Here is a 16,670-nt window from a genome sequence, read left to right on the forward strand (position 1 = left end):
TCATTGACGCAGCGGCGTTCCAAAACATGGATTTAACTGGTCTAGGCAATAAATCTAGGCAATAAAAAAGAGCGCCATCGGCGCTCCTTTTTATGGCCTCTGGAGGGCTCCTCAGGGGTGGGGGTGTTCCAGATGCTCGTTCAGCAGTTGCTCCAGTTCACGATGGAGCAGCTCTTCATCTCCGACGTTGAGCTCTACCATCCGCTTGAGGTGGGTCGCACTGTCGATATCGATATGGTGGCAGTAGAATCCCAGCTTCTTGCTGGCCTCATGGTTCAGCTCGACCTGCATCTTGATCTCGATGTCGCTGCCGCTCAGCACGAAGCTGAGTGAATACTCTTTGTTGTCGTGGCTTTCCCAGTCATCGGGCCGGATCAAGAGCGCGCCCTGCAGGGAGATATCCACCAGCTGGGTCCGCCATTTCTTATCGCCCTGGACGAGGTCGGCCATGGTCAAGTAAAGGATCCGTGAAAAACGGCGACGCTCGGACATTCTCATCTCCTGTCAGCAATAGGGTTTGGTGCTAAAGGTCATGACATAAAGTGTAATGCACCTTGCGCATCAGGATCTTGAACTGGCTCCGAAATTGGATATCAAACCTGTTGGGTGCTGAGTGACTCTACCACTTGCAACGCCTTGACCAGCCGATCCTCCTGTTTGAAGCGATCCTCCAGCACAGGGCCGAGTTGATTCAGGTCTTCGTCTAGCAGCAGCAACTGAGCCTCATCTGCGTTGCTGTACTTGTCGTTGAATTCCAGTGCGAATTCGGTGCATGCCCGAATATTGGGGTAGATGCGCTTGGCGAGCTCCAGTTTGTCGCCGCTGGCTTTTTCGAAGGCGGTGACCACATGGTTGTAGATCTCGAAGTGACCGGCGCTGACGTAATCGACCAGCTGTTCACAGAAACGCTGCAGCTCGACATGGCCAGGGAGTGAGCGTTGTTTGGTGCGGGCGGGCGTCAGCCCGGCGAGCCGCATGTATTCGACCAGCAGAGCCTGCCTGGCATCCAGCCAGTCGTCGATAGCTCTGTGCTTTCCTGCCAATGCGCGCTTGGTTTGTTCCAGTTCAGTTAACATAATCCCTCCGTGGGGCATAGGCATGGAGTGCTATCGCTACAGGCCTCCGGCCTTTCTTATTGACTGACGACACTCCCTATAACTAGGGAAAATCCTGTTGACCGTCAATAGGTGCATGGGGATATTGTTACATCAGATGGTGTTTTGGCTACAAGACCCCATCATTTGCTCTCCTCTTCCAATCCATCGCGATAACGAAGGGGCGAGATATGTGACTATTTCCGCAGATCTTGATGAAAACCCCAGCATTCAAGCCAATCTGGCTGATAAAGCCTTTGCCTGAGTGTTTTTTTTTGAATAGAGTGGCCCGGTGCTAAATGCCCGATCATAAAGGAAATGTTATGAACAAAGCTCAACTTGTCGATGCAATTGCCGCCAAAGCCGATCTGAGCAAAGCTCAGGCCAAAGTTGCTCTGGAAGAGATCATCAATGGTATTACCCAGAGCCTGAAAGAAGGCGATGCTGTGCAGTTGGTGGGTTTTGGTACCTTCAAGGTGAACCATCGCGCGGGCCGTACCGGCCGTAACCCGCAAACTGGTAAAGAAATCCAGATTGCAGCCGCGAATGTGCCGTCCTTTGTGGCAGGCAAGGCGCTCAAAGACGCCGTCAAGTAATCGTGTAAAACCCGGCGCCAGCCGGGTTTTTTATTGCCATCGTCAGCGGAATTTGTTTCAGATACACTCAAGATATGGCGTGCGCCGTAGTGAGGTGGATGATGGAACAGAAAAATGCCATTCGGCAGGTTGCCGTACCTTGGGCTCCGTCCCGTCAACTCCCCCCAGGCCTGGTTGTGGCCGAACTTCATCAGGATATCTGGAGTGACTCCCTGACCGTCATGCTGGGTCGGGCGCGCAGCATAGATCTGCCGCCCCAGATCCTGTGCCGGGTCTACTTTCGCCATATCTTCGCCGTGCGGGTCATGGAGGACTGCGATCTGTCGGAAGGCAAGGAGAGCCATGCCATTGAGGAGCAGATCCAGCTTATCACCCCGTCCCGTTTTGCCAGCTGGTTCCATCAGGAATCGGAGGGGCTTCATCTGGACGAGGATCTGCAGCATTATCGCATCTCGACCTGGGACTACTGTGCCGACGTGCTGACGTCATTTGCGCCCGAACTGCAGTTTGTGGACAAGGGGGAGTAGCGTCAGCGCGATGGCCACGCATAGAAAAGCCGGTAACACCTGGTGTTACCGGCTTTTTCATTGGTGCTGAAGGCGATGAGGATCAGCCCAGCAACTGTTCCTTGTGCAGGCCCAGGACGATCAGCAACCCGAGAAAGTAGAAGGCGCTGAGCTTGAGGCCGAGGATGGCGAGCAGGCCGGCGCAGAGCCGGACCAGCGCCTTGTGCAGCCATGAACCAGTGAAGCGATACATGATTACTCCACCGACTCGGCGCTGGCGAATTCCGGCACCTTGGCCATGGCATCCAGCACGACCTGAATGCCGGCGCCCGGCTTGCAGGCGTTCTCGCTCAGGTGACGACGCCAGGCGCGGGCACCCTGCATGTTCTGGAACAGGCCCAGCATGTGGCGGGTCATGTGGGATAGGTAGTTGTCCTTGGCCAGCTCCTGCTCCATGTAGGGCAGCATCATCCGCACCACCTCGTGACGGCTCGGCACAGCGTTGTTCTGGCCGAACACCAGATTGTCCACTTGCGCCAGGAGATAGGGATTCTGATAGGCTTCGCGCCCCATCATGACCCCGTCCACCTGCTGCAGGTGCTCCAGGGTCTGCTCGATGGAGGTGACGCCGCCGTTGAGGGCTATGGTCAGTTCGGGATAATCCTGTTTGACCCGATAGACCCGCGGGTAGTCGAGCGGCGGGATCTCGCGGTTTTCCTTGGGGCTCAGGCCGCTGAGCCAGGCCTTGCGGGCGTGGACGATGAAGGTATCGCAACCGGCGTCGCGCACCTGCTCGATGAAGGCCTGCAAGAATTCGTAGGAGTCCTGCTCGTCGATGCCGATCCGGGTCTTGACGGTGACCGGGATGTCCACCACATCGCGCATCGCCTTGACGCAGTCGGCCACCAGCGCGGGTTCACCCATCAGGCAGGCACCGAAGCGACCATTCTGGACCCGATCCGACGGGCAACCCACGTTGAGGTTGATCTCGTCATAACCGCGCGCCTGTGCCAGTCTGGCGCAGTGGGCCAGATCCGCCGGGTTGCTGCCGCCCAGTTGCAGCGAGATTGGATGCTCCTGCTCGCTGTAGCCCAGATAATCCCCTTTGCCATGGATGATGGCGCCCGTGGTCACCATCTCGGTATAGAGCAAGGTCTGGCGGGTCATCAGACGGTGGAAATAACGGCAATGCCGATCGGTCCAGTCCAGCATGGGGGCGATGGAAAAACGCTGCGCCTGCATAAAAATCATCCGGGTTGGCTAAACAAAGGGGCCGGATTTTATCACAACGTGAGGCAGCCCCAGAAAATGAATTTTGTCGCCGCGCCACTGGGGGCCCTGTGATAGTATCCGGCTAATAAAAAGGGTATTTGCGTGATCATGAATCAAGACCAACTTTTACAACGAGCCGAACGACTCTGCGAACAACGCGGGATCCGCTTCACCCCTACCCGGCGCCAGGTTTTCACTCTGCTGGCTGCTCACGGCAACGCCATCAGCGCCTATGATTTGTTAGCCCAGCTGCAGCAAACCGAGGCTCATGCCAAGCCGCCTACTGTCTATCGGGCACTCGATTTTCTGCTCGAACAGGGCTTTGCCCACAAGGTGGAGTCGCTCAACGCTTTCATATTCTGTTGTCACTTTGACCATGCTCACCCGATGCAACTGCTGATCTGCGATCGGTGTGGCGAGGTGGTCGAACTCCATGACACGGCGATCGACAGCGCGTTTTCCGAGCAGGCCCATCAGCATGGTTTTACTATTACCAATAAGACAATAGAGGCACATGGCCAATGTGCTCGCTGTACGCCCACCGTAGGAAATCAACATGAAGGCTGATTTTGTAAACCCGTTCCTGCTTTCCCTGCTCAATGTGCTCTCCACCATGGCACAGTTGGAGCTTAAACCGGGTAAACCCAAGCGCAAGATGGATGAACTGGCGCGAGGGGATGTCTCAGGCCTCATCGGCATGGTGGGTCCACAGACCCGTGGCTCGCTTTCCATCAGCTTCGAGAAGGGGTTGGCGCTCGAGATCATGCGCCGCATGCTGGGGGAAGCCCCCGCCACCATCAATGAAGAAGTGACCGACATGGTGGGCGAGATCACCAACATGGTCACCGGTGGCGCCAAGCGTATGCTGGGGGAGAAAGGTTACGAGTTCGACATGGCGACCCCCATCATAGTCTCGGGCCCCAACCACACCATCACCCACAGGGCCGATGGCACCAAGATCATGATGCCGTTCGAGTCAGATTATGGCCGGGCCACCATCGAAATCTGCTTCGAGTAACCCTATGTGGAAAGCGCTGAAATGGTTCTTCATCGGTTGGACTCTGCTGCTCATACTGTCTGATATCCAGATCAACACCTCGCTCTACAAGTACAACGACAACAAGGTGGTGGTGAGTTTTCCACGCTGGCAGACAGACAGGCCCTGGGGCACCTTCCAGTGGCACGCCGGTCGGGTCGAGACCCACTGGTATGGTCTGGAAGGCAGGCCCAAACCGGTAGAGCCCCTGCTGTGAAGTCGACGACAAATCAGGCAATGAAAGAGGCCAGCATATGCTGGCCTCTTTTTTATTGGTCTGAGAGGGGTCAGGCGGCTTCGGCCGCCAGCTTCTCGCTGGAACGCGTCACCATGCCAAGGCCACAGGCCAGCAGGGTCGGCAGCAACCAGGCGAGGCCCTTGTCAAACAGCGGCAGGAAGGCAAAGGCATCCATCTTCATGCCGGCGGCGCCCAGGCCATCCAGGCAACCGAACAGGAAGGCGACCAGCAGCACGGCGCGGAACACCAGGCGCGGGCGACCGAAGCAACCCTTCAGGAAGGTGACCAGCACCAGGGCTACAGCGACCGGATAGATGGCAACCAGCACCGGAATGGAGAGGCTGATGAGCTGGCTCAGACCCACGTTGGCCACCAGCGCACACAAGCTGCCCAGCAGCAGCACCCACTTGCGGTATGCCCAGCCGGTCAGCCCGTGGAAATAGTCGGCCCCGGCGCACAGCAAGCCGACTGCGCTGGTAAAGCAGGCCAGGGTAATGATGGCTGCCAGGATGAACTGGCCCGGCAGGCCAAACAGGCTCAACACATAGGCGTTGACGATGGCACCGCCATTGCTGATATCGCCGGCCACGCCGGCAGCACTGTTGCCGAGGTGAAAGAGCGAGATGTAGACCGCCGACAGGCCCACCGCCGAGATGAGACCGGCGATAGTCAGGTACTTGAACTGGCTCGGATAATCCTCGATTCCTTTCTGGCGCAACAGGCCGATGATGAGGGTGCCGAACATCAGGGACGCCAGGGTATCCATGGTGTTGTACCCCTCCAGCATGCCTCTGATGAGGGGGGTGTCGACATATTCGCCGCTGGCTTCCGGCATGCCGCCCTGTGGTGCAATGAATACGCCGAGTGCGAGGATCAGCAGCATCACCATCAGTGCCGGTGTCAGATATTTGCCGATGGCATCGAGCAGCTTGCCCCGATCCAGCGCTATCAGGCTCACCAAGGCAAAGAAGGGCAAGGTGTAAAGCAGCAAGCCGCTCTGACCGGCTGCACCCAGCCAGGGTTTGAGTCCCATCTCGTAGGCGACCAGGCCGGTGCGGGGAATGGCGAAGGCCGGCCCCATGATGATGTAGATGGCGATGGCCAGCGCCGTGGCCGTTCCGGCAGGCAGATAGCGGGTCATCGCCGTCCAGCCACCGCTACCTTGCCCGGCACAGCTCTTCGCCACTGCAATCAGGGTGAGCAGGGGCAGGCCCACCGCCGTCAGCAGGAAACCTGCCATGGCAGCCATCAGATGCTCACCGGCCATAAAGCCGGCCAGCGGTGGAAAAATGATATTGCCTGCCCCCAGATAGAAGGCAAACGTCATAAAACCCAGTCCGAATATGTCGGACAACTTAAGTGATTTCGTCAAACCTAACCTCATCTGCCATGTCTATTTTTTTGTCTCTTGTTTTCACCTGCGACTGGGCAGATTCCGGGCCTGCTTGCTGCCATGGGAATGATCCAACGGAACCGTTTCCTCAAATGCAGCAGTGAATGACCCATCAATAGCATAACAAACTAATTTGATTGGCCAATCTCAGATTAATATTTTGAAACAATTCTTTATTTTGGTGTTTGATACCAGTCGGCTGGCGGCAATGGTGATATGGAAGGTCAGAACCCTGTCCGGCTGCACTCTTAGGCAAGCTCGTGACTCTGGCTGTATCGCCAGATGGAGAGGATCAACACAACCCCGCTTGTCGCGACAAACGTCATAAAAACAAAGAGCCTGCACAAGGCAGGCTCTTCAGAAGGCATAGCGAAGCGGGATCAGGCGGCTTCGGCAGCCAGCTTCTCGCTGGAACGCATCACAACGCCAAGGCCACAGGCCAGCAGGGTCGGCAGCAACCAGGCGAGGCCCTTGTCAAACAGCGGCAGGAAGGCGAAGGCATCCATCTTCATGCCGGCGGCGCCCAGGCCGTCCAGGCAACCGAACAGGAAGGCGACCATCAACACGGAGCGGAACACCAGGCGCGGGCGACCGAAGTAACCCTTTAGGAAGGTAACCAGCACCAGGGCCACGGCGACCGGATAGATGGCGACCAGCACCGGAATGGAGAGGCTGATCAGCTGGCTCAGACCCACGTTGGCGACCACGGCGCAGATGGCACCCAGCAGCAGCACCAGCTTCTTGTAAGCCACACCCGTGAGGTTGTGGAAGAAGTCGGAGCAGGCGGAGATCAGGCCCACGGCGGTGGTGAAGCAGGCCAGGGTGATGATGGCCGCCAGAATGAACTGACCCGGCTGGCCGAACAGGCTCAGCACGTAGGCGTTGACGATGGCACCGCCATTGCTGACGTCGGTGGCGATGCCGGCAGCCGTGTTGCCCAGCTGGAACAGGGAGACATAGACCACGGACAGGCCGATGGCGGAGATGACGCCGGCGATGGCCAGATACTTGAACTGGCTCTTATAGTCGTGAATGCCTTTCTGACGCAGCAGATCGACGATCAGGGCGCCAAACATCAGGGACGCCAGGGTGTCCATGGTGTTGTAGCCTTCCAGGATCCCTTTCACGAAGGGGCCGTTCTGATAGTCACCGGACGCGGCCGGCATTGTACCTTGCGGCGCGACGAAGACGCCGATGGCCAGGGTCAGCAACAGCAGCATCAACACCGGGGTCAGGTACTTGCCGATGGCATCCATCAGCTTGCCCTGGTTCATGGAGACCAGTACGGCAACCCCGAAGAAGATCACTGTGTAGGCAGCCAGACCGGCCTGACCCATGTCGCCAATGAAGGGCTTGAGGCCCATCTCGTAGGCCACCAGACCGGTTCGGGGAGCCGCGAAGGCCGGGCCTATGATGATGTAGATGGCGACCGCCAGTGCGGTTGCCAGTCCGGCAGGCAGCAGTTTGGTCATGCCGGCCCAGCCATTGCCCGCCTTGGCGACGGCGAGGATGGTGATGAGGGGCAGACCCACGGCGGTCACCAGGAAGCCCAGCATGGCCAGGGAGAGGTGCTCGCCAGCCATGTAGCCGGCCAGCGGCGGGAAAATGATGTTGCCGGCGCCCAGATAGAAGGCAAAGGTCATGAAGCCCAATCCGAGTACATCGGATAATGTGAGTGATTTCGTCAAGTTCAACCTCGTCTGTCTTGTAAACTATTGCTTGTTATCGTTTTTATTCATCTCTGAGTAATATTTCTCAGGGGTAAAAAAAAGGAGCCCCGCTTGTTTTTTCATCATAACCAGTGGTTTGAGCTGGTCTGGAGCGGGCGCTCGTTTGATAGTCAGCATAATGGCGTGAAAAAATAGTTCAAGACGAAATTTACATCTTCAAATAGAAGGGGTGGGTCAGTTGGATGTATCTGTTGGAATAGTCTCCATCAGCAGAATGGATCACAATCTCATCCTGCTCACACCTGCTTAATCCTCTGCCAAGTAGCAATAAAACACGATTTGCCTCTTTACCTGCCCTGGTGATAACAGCTGTATAACAAACGCCATGCAGATCATAATCCGCCGAGATGCCTAAAATTTCATCGGCCATGGCGGTTGGCAGCACCAGGGCTACCTGTCCGGTGGCGCTCAGCAAACGGTGGCACGCAGCCAGCAGATCCCGGCTGCCGAGTGCTCCCGTATGGCGGGCCAGCGCCCTGGCCGGATCGCTGAATGACTGGCCTGCCACGAAATAGGGCGGGTTGGAGACGATGAGATCATAGGGAGGGGCCTGATAATCCTGGATGGCGTTTTCCACTATGTTGACCCGTGAGGCCCAGGGGGAGGCCGCTGCGTTCTCGCGCGCCTGCGTCGCTGCCCCCATATCCAGTTCCACCCCGTCGATGAGGCAGTCGGCATGGCTGCGCTGGGCCAGCATCAGGGCGATCAGGCCGCTACCTGTGCCAATGTCCAGCACCCGGCGGGCGTCGACAACCGGAGCCCAGGCGCCCAGCAGTATGCCGTCGGTGCCCACCTTCATGGCGCAGCGGTCGTGCTCGACATGAAACTGCTTGAAGGTAAAACCACTATTTCGTCCCATCTGACCCCCACCATATGCCGGCTACACAGAAAATGGTCGGCGATTATAGCGACTAAGCCACAGTCACCATAGGAGCCGACGACATAATCGCCTATAATCTGCCGTTTCCTTAATGACCGAGTATTGCCATGAGCCAGTCCTTTGATGATTTCGACCTGAATCCAGCCCTCAACCGGGCCTTGGCCGAGATGGGATTCACCCGCCCCACCACCATCCAGCAGATGGTGCTGGAGCCAGCCCTGGACGGCCGCGATATTCTGGCATCCGCTCCGACCGGCACCGGCAAGACGGCTGCCTTCCTGCTGCCCGCCCTGCAACATCTGCTGGACTTCCCGCGCCGCAAGCCGGGCCCGTGCCGCATGCTGATCCTGACCCCGACCCGCGAACTGGCCCTGCAGGTCACCGCCCACGCCAAGGCGCTGGCGGTGCACACCAACCTCAGCATCGAGACCATCATCGGCGGCGTCAGCCACGACGAGCAGCTGCCAGCCCTGACCAAGACCACCGACATAGTGGTGGCGACCCCGGGTCGTCTGCTCGAGTACATAGAGAAAGAGGAGTTCGAGAGCCACGACATCGAGGTGCTGGTGCTGGATGAAGCGGATCGCATGCTGGACATGGGCTTTATCAAGGACGTGAACCGTATCGTGGCCGAGGCGCGCTATCGCAAGCACACCATGCTGTTCTCCGCCACCCTGGAAGGGGCCGGTCTCGAGAAGTTTGCCAACGAGATCCTCAACGAGCCGGTGGAGCTGCATGCCGAACCGCCCCGCAGCGAGCGTCGCCCCATCACCCAGTGGGTGCATCTGGCCGATGACGCCGCCCACAAGCTGGCCCTGCTGGTGCATATCCTCAAGGATCCGGAAACCCAGAAGGCCATCGTCTTCGTCAGAACCCGTGAACGGCTGGCTGAGCTTTCCGGCCAGTTGCAGGCGGCCGGCGTCTCCTGCGCCTGGATCCGGGGCGAGATGGAGCAGAGCAAGCGCATCGAATCGATCCGCAAGTTCCATGCGGGAGAAGTGCCCTTCCTCATCGCCACCGACGTCGCCGCCCGTGGCATCGATCTGCCCAACGTCAGCCATGTCATCAACTACGACATGCCTTATGGCACAGACGTCTATGTGCACCGTATCGGTCGGACCGGCCGCGCCGGCAACCGTGGCTGCGCCATAAGCCTGGTGGAGGCCCACGACATGGGCATGGTCGCCAAGATAGAGCGTTACACCGAGGAGCGTCTCAAGCGTCGGGTGATCGACGAACTGCGTCCCAAGCACAAAGAGGCGCGGGTACCGGTGAAGAAGAAAAAGCCGAAGGATGGCAAGAAGAAGAGCGCCAAGAAGAAAAAGAAATAAGCTCATGCCTGCTGCAACGGCCATCCTCGGATGGCCGTTTTGCTTGCTGCCTGCGGTGAATGTGGCTGTGTTCGCGGATCGCGCGCAGAAAAAAGCCGACGCATAGACGTCGGCTGATAAAAAGTGCTTACAACAGAGGATTCACGTATTCAGACCCGGGGATCCTGAATTTGGTTCCCTCTTTCTGTAATTAATTTTCGGCGCGTTTAAACATCAGGGTCTGAGTATCAGACTCTTCTGGCACGAAGTAGTAACCATCGACGTTGAAGCCGGTCAATTGTTCCACCTCGGTCAGCCGGTGCTTGATGATGTGACGGGCCATCATGCCGCGCGCCTTCTTGGCGTAGAAGCTGATGATCTTGAACTGGCCGTTCTTCTCGTCCTTGAACACTGGGGTGACGATCCGCCCTTGCAGGCGCTTGGGTCGTACCGACTTGAAATACTCGTCGGAGGCCAGGTTGATCAGCACCTCATCCCCCTGCGCCGCCAGCGCCTGGTTGAGCCGCTCCGTGATGATGTCCCCCCAGAACTGATAGAGATCCTTGCCACGCGCGTTATCGAGCCGGATCCCCATCTCCAGCCGATACGGCATCATGAGATCGAGCGGGCGCAGCACGCCGTAGAGGCCGGATAGCATGCGCAGGTGCCCTTGGGCGAAGTCGAGGTCCGCTTCGCTGAAATCCTCCACCGCCAGACCCGTGTAGACATCCCCCTTGAAGGCCAGCAGTGCCTGACGGGCGTTGCCTGGATGGAGGTCGGGTTGCCACTGGGCGAAGCGGGCGGCGTTGAGACCGGCCAGCTTGTCGCTGATCTTCATCAGGCTGGCGATCTGATCCGGCGTCAGCTGGCGGGCCCGGGTGATCAGCTCGGCCGAATGATCCAGCAATTCGGGTTGGGTGAAACGGGAGCTCACCAGAGGCGACTCGTAATCCAGCGTCTTGGCCGGGGAAACCACAATCAGCATAACGATCCTTTATAGCGGTGACACACGCCCCTCATTCATCCAGGGTGACGTTGTCGAGTGTGCCTGCACCCAGCTGTTCACGGCCAGACAGCTTGATCAGCAGTCGCAGGTCGTTGGCCGAGTCGGCATGGGCAAGGGCCTCACTGTAGCCAATTTGGCCGGCACAGAACAGGGTGAACAGCGCCTGATCGAAGGTCTGCATGCCGAGCTCGGTGGACTTGGTCATCACCTCCTTGAGCCGGTGCATCTCCCCCTTGCGGATGATGTCGGTGATGAGCGGGGTGTTGAGCAGCACTTCGAAGGCCGCAAAACGGCGGCGACCGTCCACGCTCGGCAGCAATTGCTGGGCCACGATGGCGCGCAGGTTGAATGAGAGATCGAACAGGAACTGGCGGTGTTTCTCCTGCGGTACCAGGTGGAGGATGCGATCCAGCGCCTGGTTGGCATTGTTGGCGTGCAGGGTGGCGAGACAGAGGTGACCCGTCTCGGCAAATTGCAGCGCAAACTCCATGGTCTCCTGGCTGCGGATTTCGCCGATGAGGATCACGTCCGGCGCCTGGCGCAACGAGCTCTTCAGCGCCACGTCGAACGACTCCGTGTCTATCCCCACCTCCCGCTGGGTGATCAGGCTGCGGCCGTGCTGGTGCACGAACTCCACAGGATCTTCCACCGTCAGGATATGGCCATCGGCGTGCTGGTTGCGAAACCCTATCATGGCGGCCTGGGTGGTGGACTTGCCCGCACCTGTGGCGCCGACGAACAGCACAAGCCCGCGCTTGGCCATGGCCACCTCCTGCAAGATGGGGGGCAGGGTCAGCTCGTCGAAGGTCGGGATCCGGGTCTCGATACGGCGCAGCACCATGCCCGGCAGATCCTGCTGCCAGAAGGCGCTGACCCGAAACCGGCCAAGCTCCTCGCGGTGGATGGCGTAGTTGGCTTCCTTGGTGCGGATGTAACGCTCGAAGTGATCCTGGCTTAATGTCTCCTTGACCAGGGTCAGGGCACTCTTCTTGTCGAGCGGCTCTCCCCCCAGGGACTGCAGATGGCCGTTCACCTTGAGGGTGGGGGGCGTGCCGACCGTGATGAACAGATCCGAACCTTTGCGTGCGACCAGTTCGGTCAACAGGGCATCCAGACTCATAACGACTCCTTCCTTAGATTCGTTGTGCTTAAACGCTATTGGGGTCGACCGCCTTGGCCTTGGCATCCAGGGAGGCCACCACGCCACGGCTGACCAGCTGCTTGAGGCTCTGATCCATGGTCTGCATGCCGTGGGTCATCCCGGTCTGGATCACCGAGTAGAGCTGGGCGATCTTGTCTTCCCGGATGAGGTTGCGCACCGCGGGTATGCCCATCATGATCTCGTGCGCCGCCACCCGGCCACCGCCGATCCGCTTGAGCAGAGTCTGAGAGATGACGGCGCGCAGGGATTCGGAGAGCATGGATCGCACCATGTCTTTTTCCGCGCCGGGGAAGACGTCGATGATACGGTCTATGGTCTTGGCCGCCGACGAGGTGTGCAGGGTACCAAACACCAGGTGACCCGTCTCGGCCGCCGTCATGGCCAGGCGTATGGTCTCGAGATCGCGCATCTCCCCCACCAGTATGATGTCCGGGTCTTCCCGCAGTGCCGAGCGCAGGGCGTTGCTGAAGCTCTTGGTATCCCTGTGTACTTCCCGCTGGTTCACCAGACAGCGCTTGTTCTCGTGCACGAATTCGATGGGATCTTCGATGGTGAGTATGTGGTGGTGGAAGTTCTCGTTGATGTAGTTGACCATGGCCGCCAAGGTGGTCGATTTGCCCGAGCCGGTCGGCCCTGTCACCAGCACCAGGCCGCGGGGGTATTCGGAGATCTTGCGAAAGATCTCGGGGGCATCGAGATCCTCCAGACTCAGCACAGTGCTGGGGATGGTACGGAACACGGCGCCCGAACCGCGCGATTGTTGGAAGGCGTTGACCCGGAAGCGGGCCAGGTTGGGCACCTCGAACGAGAAATCGACCTCGAAGTTTTCCTCCAGCTCCTTGCGCTGGTGGTCGTTCATGATGTCGTAAATGAGGGCATGCACTTCCCTGTGTTCCAGGGCGGGCAAATTGATCTTGCGAACCTCGCCATCAACCCGGATCATCGGGGGAACCCCGGCCGAGAGGTGTAGATCCGAGGCTTTATGCTTTACACTGAAAGCCAATAACTCTGTGATATCCATAGATTTGTCATTCTCCCATCACAAGATCACTAACGAAATATGAGCCAGATTGCCCAGCACCTGCTTCAGGTAAAGGAGCGTATTGTACAAGCCGCGAGCCAGTCGGGTCGTTGTGTCGATCACATCCACCTGCTTGCGGTCAGTAAAACCAAGCCACTTGAGGCCATTTGCGAGGCCTATGCCGCTGGCCAGCGCCGCTTCGGTGAGTCCTATGCCCAGGAAGCGGCCACCAAGATAGATACACTGCGCGAGCGGGCCCTCTGTGCAGACATAGAGTGGCACTTTATCGGCCCGCTGCAATCGAACAAGTCCAGGCTGGTGGCCGAACGGTTCGACTGGGTACAGAGCGTGGACAGAGACAAGCTGATCGAGCGCCTCAACAACCAGCGTCCTGCCGGGTTGGCGCCGCTAAATGTCTGTCTGCAAATCAATATTAGCGGAGAGAGCAGCAAATCCGGAACGTCGGAGCAAGAGATTTTCCGGCTGGCCGAGCTGGTCTCCCGCAGCGAACGGCTGGTATTGCGGGGGCTGATGGCCATCCCGGAACATACCAGTGACGAGGCGGTATTGGCCGCCCAGATGGTGCGCATGCAGACTCTGTTCACCGAGCTTGCGCGACAATACCCGAGTGTCGATACCCTCTCGATGGGCATGACAGAGGATCTTGAGCTGGCGATCACCCATGGCAGCACCATGGTGCGGGTCGGTACCGCCATCTTCGGTGCCCGTGACTATTCATAAGCAAGACCACCTGATGCAATATGGAACCCTCGCCTTCATCGGCGCAGGCCGTGCCGGTATCAGCAGCTATTTCAGCAACAGGAGTGTTTGATGCAGCAGAGAATCCTCGCCTTTATCGGCGCAGGCAACATGAGCCGCAGTATCATTGCCGGCCTGATCCAGGCGGGTTATCCGGCCGAGCGTATCATAGCCGCCAATCCCAGCCGTCCCAAACTGGACGCGCTGGCGAGCGACTACGGCATCCGCATCACCCAGCATAATGCCGAGGCGGCCCGCGAGGCTGACGTCATAGTGCTGGCGGTCAAGCCCCAGTTGATGGCCGACATGCTGAGCGCACTGGTCGATGAGCTGGGGTCGCTGGCGGGCAAGCTGCTCATCTCCATCGCCGCCGGCATCAAGGTGGCACGCCTTGGCGAGATGGCGGGCGGTCACGCTCGCATCATCCGCACCATGCCCAACACCCCCTCCTTGCTGGGATTGGGCATGACAGGCCTCTATGCCCCCCCCGGGGTTGAGCAGGCCGATCGCGACTTCGCCGAGCAGATGATGCAGGCCGTGGGCAAGACCCTCTGGGTGGCGCAGGAGTCTGGCATCAACGGGGTCATAGCCGCGGCGGGCAGTGCCCCGGCTTACTTCTTCCTGTTCATGCAGGCGATAGCCGAGGAGGCGCAGGCCATGGGCTTCTCGGCCGAGCAGGCGCGCCTGCTGGTGCAGCAGACCGCCCTTGGCGCCGCAGCCATGGTGGAGCAAAATCCCGATTTGTCGCTGCAAACCCTGCGCGAGCAGGTGACCAGCAAGGGAGGCACGACCGCCGAGGCCATCAAGACATTCCAGGCGCAGGGGCTGATGCCGCTGACCGCTCACGCCATGCAGGCGGCCGTCGCACGGGCCGCCGAGATGGAAACTCTTTTCTGAACACTCTTCTCTTACCGCTGGAGCTCAGATGAACACAGCTTATTTTCTGATTAACACGATTTTTGATATCTACCTCATGGTGGTGCTGCTGCGCGTCTGGCTGCAGTGGGCCCGCGCCGACTTCTACAACCCCATGAGCCAGATGGTGGTCAAGGTGACCAATCCGCTGGTGATACCGCTGCGTCGGGTCATTCCCGGCTTCGGCGGGCTGGACATGGCCTCGGTGCTGCTGGCGTTGATCATCGCCTTCGCCAAGCTGGCGCTGCTCAAGAGCATGAACGTGCTGCTGGCCGACTGGCTCACCCTCAGCCTGTTTGCCGCCCTGACCGTGCTGAAGAAAGCGGGCTCCATGATCTTCTGGGTGCTGCTGGTTCGCGCCATCCTGAGCTGGGTCAGCCAGGGTCGCAATCCCATCGAATACGTGATGCACCAGCTGACCGAGCCCTTCCTTGCCCCCATTCGTCGCATTTTGCCGGCGCTGGGCGGGCTGGATCTCTCCGTGCTGGTCGCCTTTATCGGGCTGCAGGCCATAAACTATCTGTTGGGTGATCTGTTCGGCCAGCTGTGGTGGATGATTTGATGCCAGCCGTCCTGCGGGAAGGGGATGAGCTGATATTGCACCTGATGATCCAGCCCAAGGCGAGCCGGGATCAGATCGTCGGACTGCACGGTGAGGAAGTGAAAGTGGCCATCACGGCGCCGCCGGTGGATGGCCAGGCCAACAGCCACTTGATCAAGTATCTGGCCAAGCAGTTCAAGGTGGCCAAGGGGCAGGTTCGCATAGTGCGCGGGGAGCTGGGGCGGCACAAGACGGTTGCCATCGAGGCGCCCAGACAGATCCCTGCCGAGATCAGTGCCCTGCTGGAGACTCAGGGTTAACACGAGAAGGATGACACCATGAAAACAGCCTGGATAAGCTGCCTGCTGGCACTGCTGATGACCTTGCCGCTGCGGGCGGAACAGATGAAGGAGCTGGGCCCCTGGCAGGTGCACTACAGCGCCTTCAACTCCAGCTTCCTCACCCCGGACGTGGCCAAGGCCTACGGTCTGGAGCGCAGTCGCTACAACGGCATCATCAATATCGCCGTACAGAACAAGCAGGGCGTGGCGCAGGCGGTGGGTATCACGGGTGAGGCCAAGAACCTCACTGGCACCCTGCGTACCCTGACCTTCCAGGAGGTCAGGGAGGGGGACGCCATCTACTATCTGGCGGTGCTGCCCTATCGCAACGAGGATACCTACCAGTTCACCCTGAAGATCATGGGGGAGGGGCAGCAACAGACGCTGACCTTCCAGCAGACCTTCTACGTCGACTGAGGTTGTTGCCCTGCTTGCCGAATGAAGAAGCCCCGAACTCAGGTTCGGGGCTTTTTTCATGGGGTGGCGTCAGCTGGCCGGGGCGAAGTCGTGGATCTCGCCCGAACGCGGGGTGAAGCGCGGATCCTGATCCTGGTTGTGCTCCACCCACTCCATGGTCTGGCAGAAGCTCTCCTGCCTGGCAAACTCGTCGCGCACCTTATCGATGGCCCGCTCGGCGCTGCGCCGTTCCATCTTGCTCGCCTTGCGATCGCTGAACTGTTTTTGCTGGGCCAGCATCCAGTCCGTGAATGCCTGACGGCACTGCGCCTCGCTGGCCGCCTGGGCGGGCAGTGTCATCAACAGGGCGATCATCAATACATAGCGCATAACAAACCGACGACGATAGGGTGGGGACAGAGTGAAAGGGCGGCATTTTAGGCCGAAAACCTGAGCATGAACAGAGGGAAAGCG

At 59.0% G+C, this 16,670-nt stretch carries 22 protein-coding genes; 11 read left to right on the forward strand and 11 right to left on the reverse strand.

The features are described from left to right. Positions 1 to 111 precede the first annotated feature (111 nt). On the reverse strand, positions 112 to 492 hold the full coding sequence (locus IU367_RS03125; RefSeq protein WP_043554505.1) for a PilZ domain-containing protein: 381 nt from the start codon (positions 490 to 492) through the stop codon (positions 112 to 114). 101 nt (positions 493 to 593) lie between these two features. Continuing rightward, positions 594 to 1,076 (reverse strand): sigma D regulator, encoded by a 483-nt coding sequence (gene rsd / locus IU367_RS03130; RefSeq protein WP_098982284.1) that lies wholly within the window; start codon positions 1,074 to 1,076, stop codon positions 594 to 596. 341 nt (positions 1,077 to 1,417) lie between these two features. Here rsd and hupA point away from each other — a divergent pair, with 341 nt between their 5' ends. Both hupA and IU367_RS03140 read left to right on the forward strand, forming a co-directional pair. Next, entirely contained in the window at positions 1,418 to 1,690 is a 273-nt protein-coding gene (hupA, locus tag IU367_RS03135) for a nucleoid-associated protein HU-alpha (RefSeq protein WP_005305063.1), read from the forward strand. A 101-nt stretch (positions 1,691 to 1,791) separates the two neighbouring features. Continuing rightward, a complete protein-coding gene (locus tag IU367_RS03140) occupies positions 1,792 to 2,217 on the forward strand; it encodes a hypothetical protein (RefSeq protein WP_005320448.1) in 426 nt (141 codons plus the stop codon). An 82-nt stretch (positions 2,218 to 2,299) separates the two neighbouring features. Here IU367_RS03140 and IU367_RS03145 read toward each other — a convergent pair whose 3' ends face one another. Next, positions 2,300 to 2,449, reverse strand: coding sequence for a hypothetical protein (locus tag IU367_RS03145; RefSeq protein ID WP_274453421.1), 150 nt, complete (start codon positions 2,447 to 2,449; stop codon positions 2,300 to 2,302). Positions 2,450 to 2,451: 2 nt separating this feature from the next. Then, on the reverse strand, positions 2,452 to 3,438 hold the full coding sequence (gene dusA, locus IU367_RS03150; protein ID WP_274453422.1) for a tRNA dihydrouridine(20/20a) synthase DusA: 987 nt from the start codon (positions 3,436 to 3,438) through the stop codon (positions 2,452 to 2,454). Between the two features lie 138 nt (positions 3,439 to 3,576). Between dusA and zur the strand changes: the two genes are divergently transcribed. From zur to IU367_RS03165, 3 genes are read left to right on the forward strand one after another with little or no spacing between them, the layout of a single operon-like run. Further along, positions 3,577 to 4,035 (forward strand): zinc uptake transcriptional repressor Zur, encoded by a 459-nt coding sequence (gene zur, locus IU367_RS03155; RefSeq protein WP_080741192.1) that lies wholly within the window; start codon positions 3,577 to 3,579, stop codon positions 4,033 to 4,035. After that, positions 4,025 to 4,486 (forward strand): chemotaxis protein CheX, encoded by a 462-nt coding sequence (locus IU367_RS03160; protein ID WP_016351979.1) that lies wholly within the window; start codon positions 4,025 to 4,027, stop codon positions 4,484 to 4,486. Before zur ends, IU367_RS03160 begins: the two co-directional genes overlap by 11 nt. Before the next feature lie 4 nt (positions 4,487 to 4,490). Next, positions 4,491 to 4,721: a hypothetical protein gene (locus IU367_RS03165; RefSeq protein WP_241326610.1), complete on the forward strand. Its 231-nt coding sequence runs from the start codon at positions 4,491 to 4,493 to the stop codon at positions 4,719 to 4,721. A gap of 70 nt (positions 4,722 to 4,791) precedes the next feature. Here IU367_RS03165 and brnQ (IU367_RS03170) read toward each other — a convergent pair whose 3' ends face one another. The 3 genes from brnQ (IU367_RS03170) to IU367_RS03180 all read right to left on the reverse strand — a co-directional run bounded on the left by brnQ (IU367_RS03170) (position 4,792) and on the right by IU367_RS03180 (position 8,724). Next, positions 4,792 to 6,069 (reverse strand): branched-chain amino acid transport system II carrier protein, encoded by a 1,278-nt coding sequence (gene brnQ / locus IU367_RS03170; RefSeq protein ID WP_241326625.1) that lies wholly within the window; start codon positions 6,067 to 6,069, stop codon positions 4,792 to 4,794. A gap of 446 nt (positions 6,070 to 6,515) precedes the next feature. Beyond that, positions 6,516 to 7,823, reverse strand: coding sequence for a branched-chain amino acid transport system II carrier protein (brnQ, locus tag IU367_RS03175; RefSeq protein ID WP_274453423.1), 1,308 nt, complete (start codon positions 7,821 to 7,823; stop codon positions 6,516 to 6,518). A gap of 190 nt (positions 7,824 to 8,013) precedes the next feature. Further along, positions 8,014 to 8,724 (reverse strand): tRNA1(Val) (adenine(37)-N6)-methyltransferase, encoded by a 711-nt coding sequence (locus IU367_RS03180; protein WP_241280715.1) that lies wholly within the window; start codon positions 8,722 to 8,724, stop codon positions 8,014 to 8,016. A 128-nt stretch (positions 8,725 to 8,852) separates the two neighbouring features. Here IU367_RS03180 and srmB point away from each other — a divergent pair, with 128 nt between their 5' ends. After that, positions 8,853 to 10,076, forward strand: a complete 1,224-nt coding sequence (gene srmB, locus IU367_RS03185; protein ID WP_098982293.1) for an ATP-dependent RNA helicase SrmB — start codon at positions 8,853 to 8,855, stop codon at positions 10,074 to 10,076. 190 nt (positions 10,077 to 10,266) lie between these two features. Here the strand turns inward: srmB and yaaA are convergent, their stop codons facing one another. Genes yaaA through tapT form a run of 3 tightly spaced genes read right to left on the reverse strand, consistent with a single transcriptional unit; the run spans position 10,267 to position 13,244 of the window. Then, the gene (gene yaaA, locus IU367_RS03190; RefSeq protein WP_241280716.1) at positions 10,267 to 11,040 is read right to left on the reverse strand and encodes a peroxide stress protein YaaA; all 774 of its coding nucleotides are present in this window, start codon (positions 11,038 to 11,040) and stop codon (positions 10,267 to 10,269) included. Positions 11,041 to 11,071: 31 nt separating this feature from the next. Next, positions 11,072 to 12,181 (reverse strand): type IVa pilus ATPase TapU, encoded by a 1,110-nt coding sequence (tapU, locus tag IU367_RS03195; protein WP_103472547.1) that lies wholly within the window; start codon positions 12,179 to 12,181, stop codon positions 11,072 to 11,074. Between the two features lie 28 nt (positions 12,182 to 12,209). Next, entirely contained in the window at positions 12,210 to 13,244 is a 1,035-nt protein-coding gene (gene tapT / locus IU367_RS03200; protein WP_005320466.1) for a type IVa pilus ATPase TapT, read from the reverse strand. A 39-nt stretch (positions 13,245 to 13,283) separates the two neighbouring features. On the opposite strand from tapT, the gene IU367_RS03205 reads away from it, so the two are divergent. The 5 genes from IU367_RS03205 to IU367_RS03225 all read left to right on the forward strand — a co-directional run bounded on the left by IU367_RS03205 (position 13,284) and on the right by IU367_RS03225 (position 16,217). Continuing rightward, positions 13,284 to 13,985, forward strand: a complete 702-nt coding sequence (locus tag IU367_RS03205) for a YggS family pyridoxal phosphate-dependent enzyme (RefSeq protein ID WP_043142394.1) — start codon at positions 13,284 to 13,286, stop codon at positions 13,983 to 13,985. A gap of 90 nt (positions 13,986 to 14,075) precedes the next feature. Then, the gene (proC, locus tag IU367_RS03210; protein ID WP_274453424.1) at positions 14,076 to 14,900 is read left to right on the forward strand and encodes a pyrroline-5-carboxylate reductase; all 825 of its coding nucleotides are present in this window, start codon (positions 14,076 to 14,078) and stop codon (positions 14,898 to 14,900) included. Positions 14,901 to 14,928: 28 nt separating this feature from the next. Further along, positions 14,929 to 15,480 carry a YggT family protein gene (locus IU367_RS03215; protein WP_043142388.1) on the forward strand — a complete coding sequence of 184 codons (552 nt, stop codon included), beginning with the start codon at positions 14,929 to 14,931 and terminating at the stop codon, positions 15,478 to 15,480. Then, positions 15,480 to 15,779, forward strand: coding sequence for a DUF167 family protein YggU (gene yggU, locus IU367_RS03220; RefSeq protein ID WP_043554521.1), 300 nt, complete (start codon positions 15,480 to 15,482; stop codon positions 15,777 to 15,779). The genes IU367_RS03215 and yggU overlap by 1 nt, the downstream gene beginning before the upstream one ends. An 18-nt stretch (positions 15,780 to 15,797) precedes the next feature. After that, complete coding sequence (locus IU367_RS03225) at positions 15,798 to 16,217, forward strand: DUF4426 domain-containing protein (protein WP_043142382.1); 420 nt, start codon at positions 15,798 to 15,800, stop codon at positions 16,215 to 16,217. 69 nt (positions 16,218 to 16,286) lie between these two features. Here IU367_RS03225 and IU367_RS03230 read toward each other — a convergent pair whose 3' ends face one another. After that, positions 16,287 to 16,586, reverse strand: coding sequence for a hypothetical protein (locus tag IU367_RS03230; RefSeq protein ID WP_274453425.1), 300 nt, complete (start codon positions 16,584 to 16,586; stop codon positions 16,287 to 16,289). Positions 16,587 to 16,670 lie beyond the last annotated feature (84 nt).

The sequence above is a fragment of the Aeromonas bestiarum genome, from assembly GCF_028751155.1.
GTDB lineage: Bacteria > Pseudomonadota > Gammaproteobacteria > Enterobacterales > Aeromonadaceae > Aeromonas > Aeromonas bestiarum.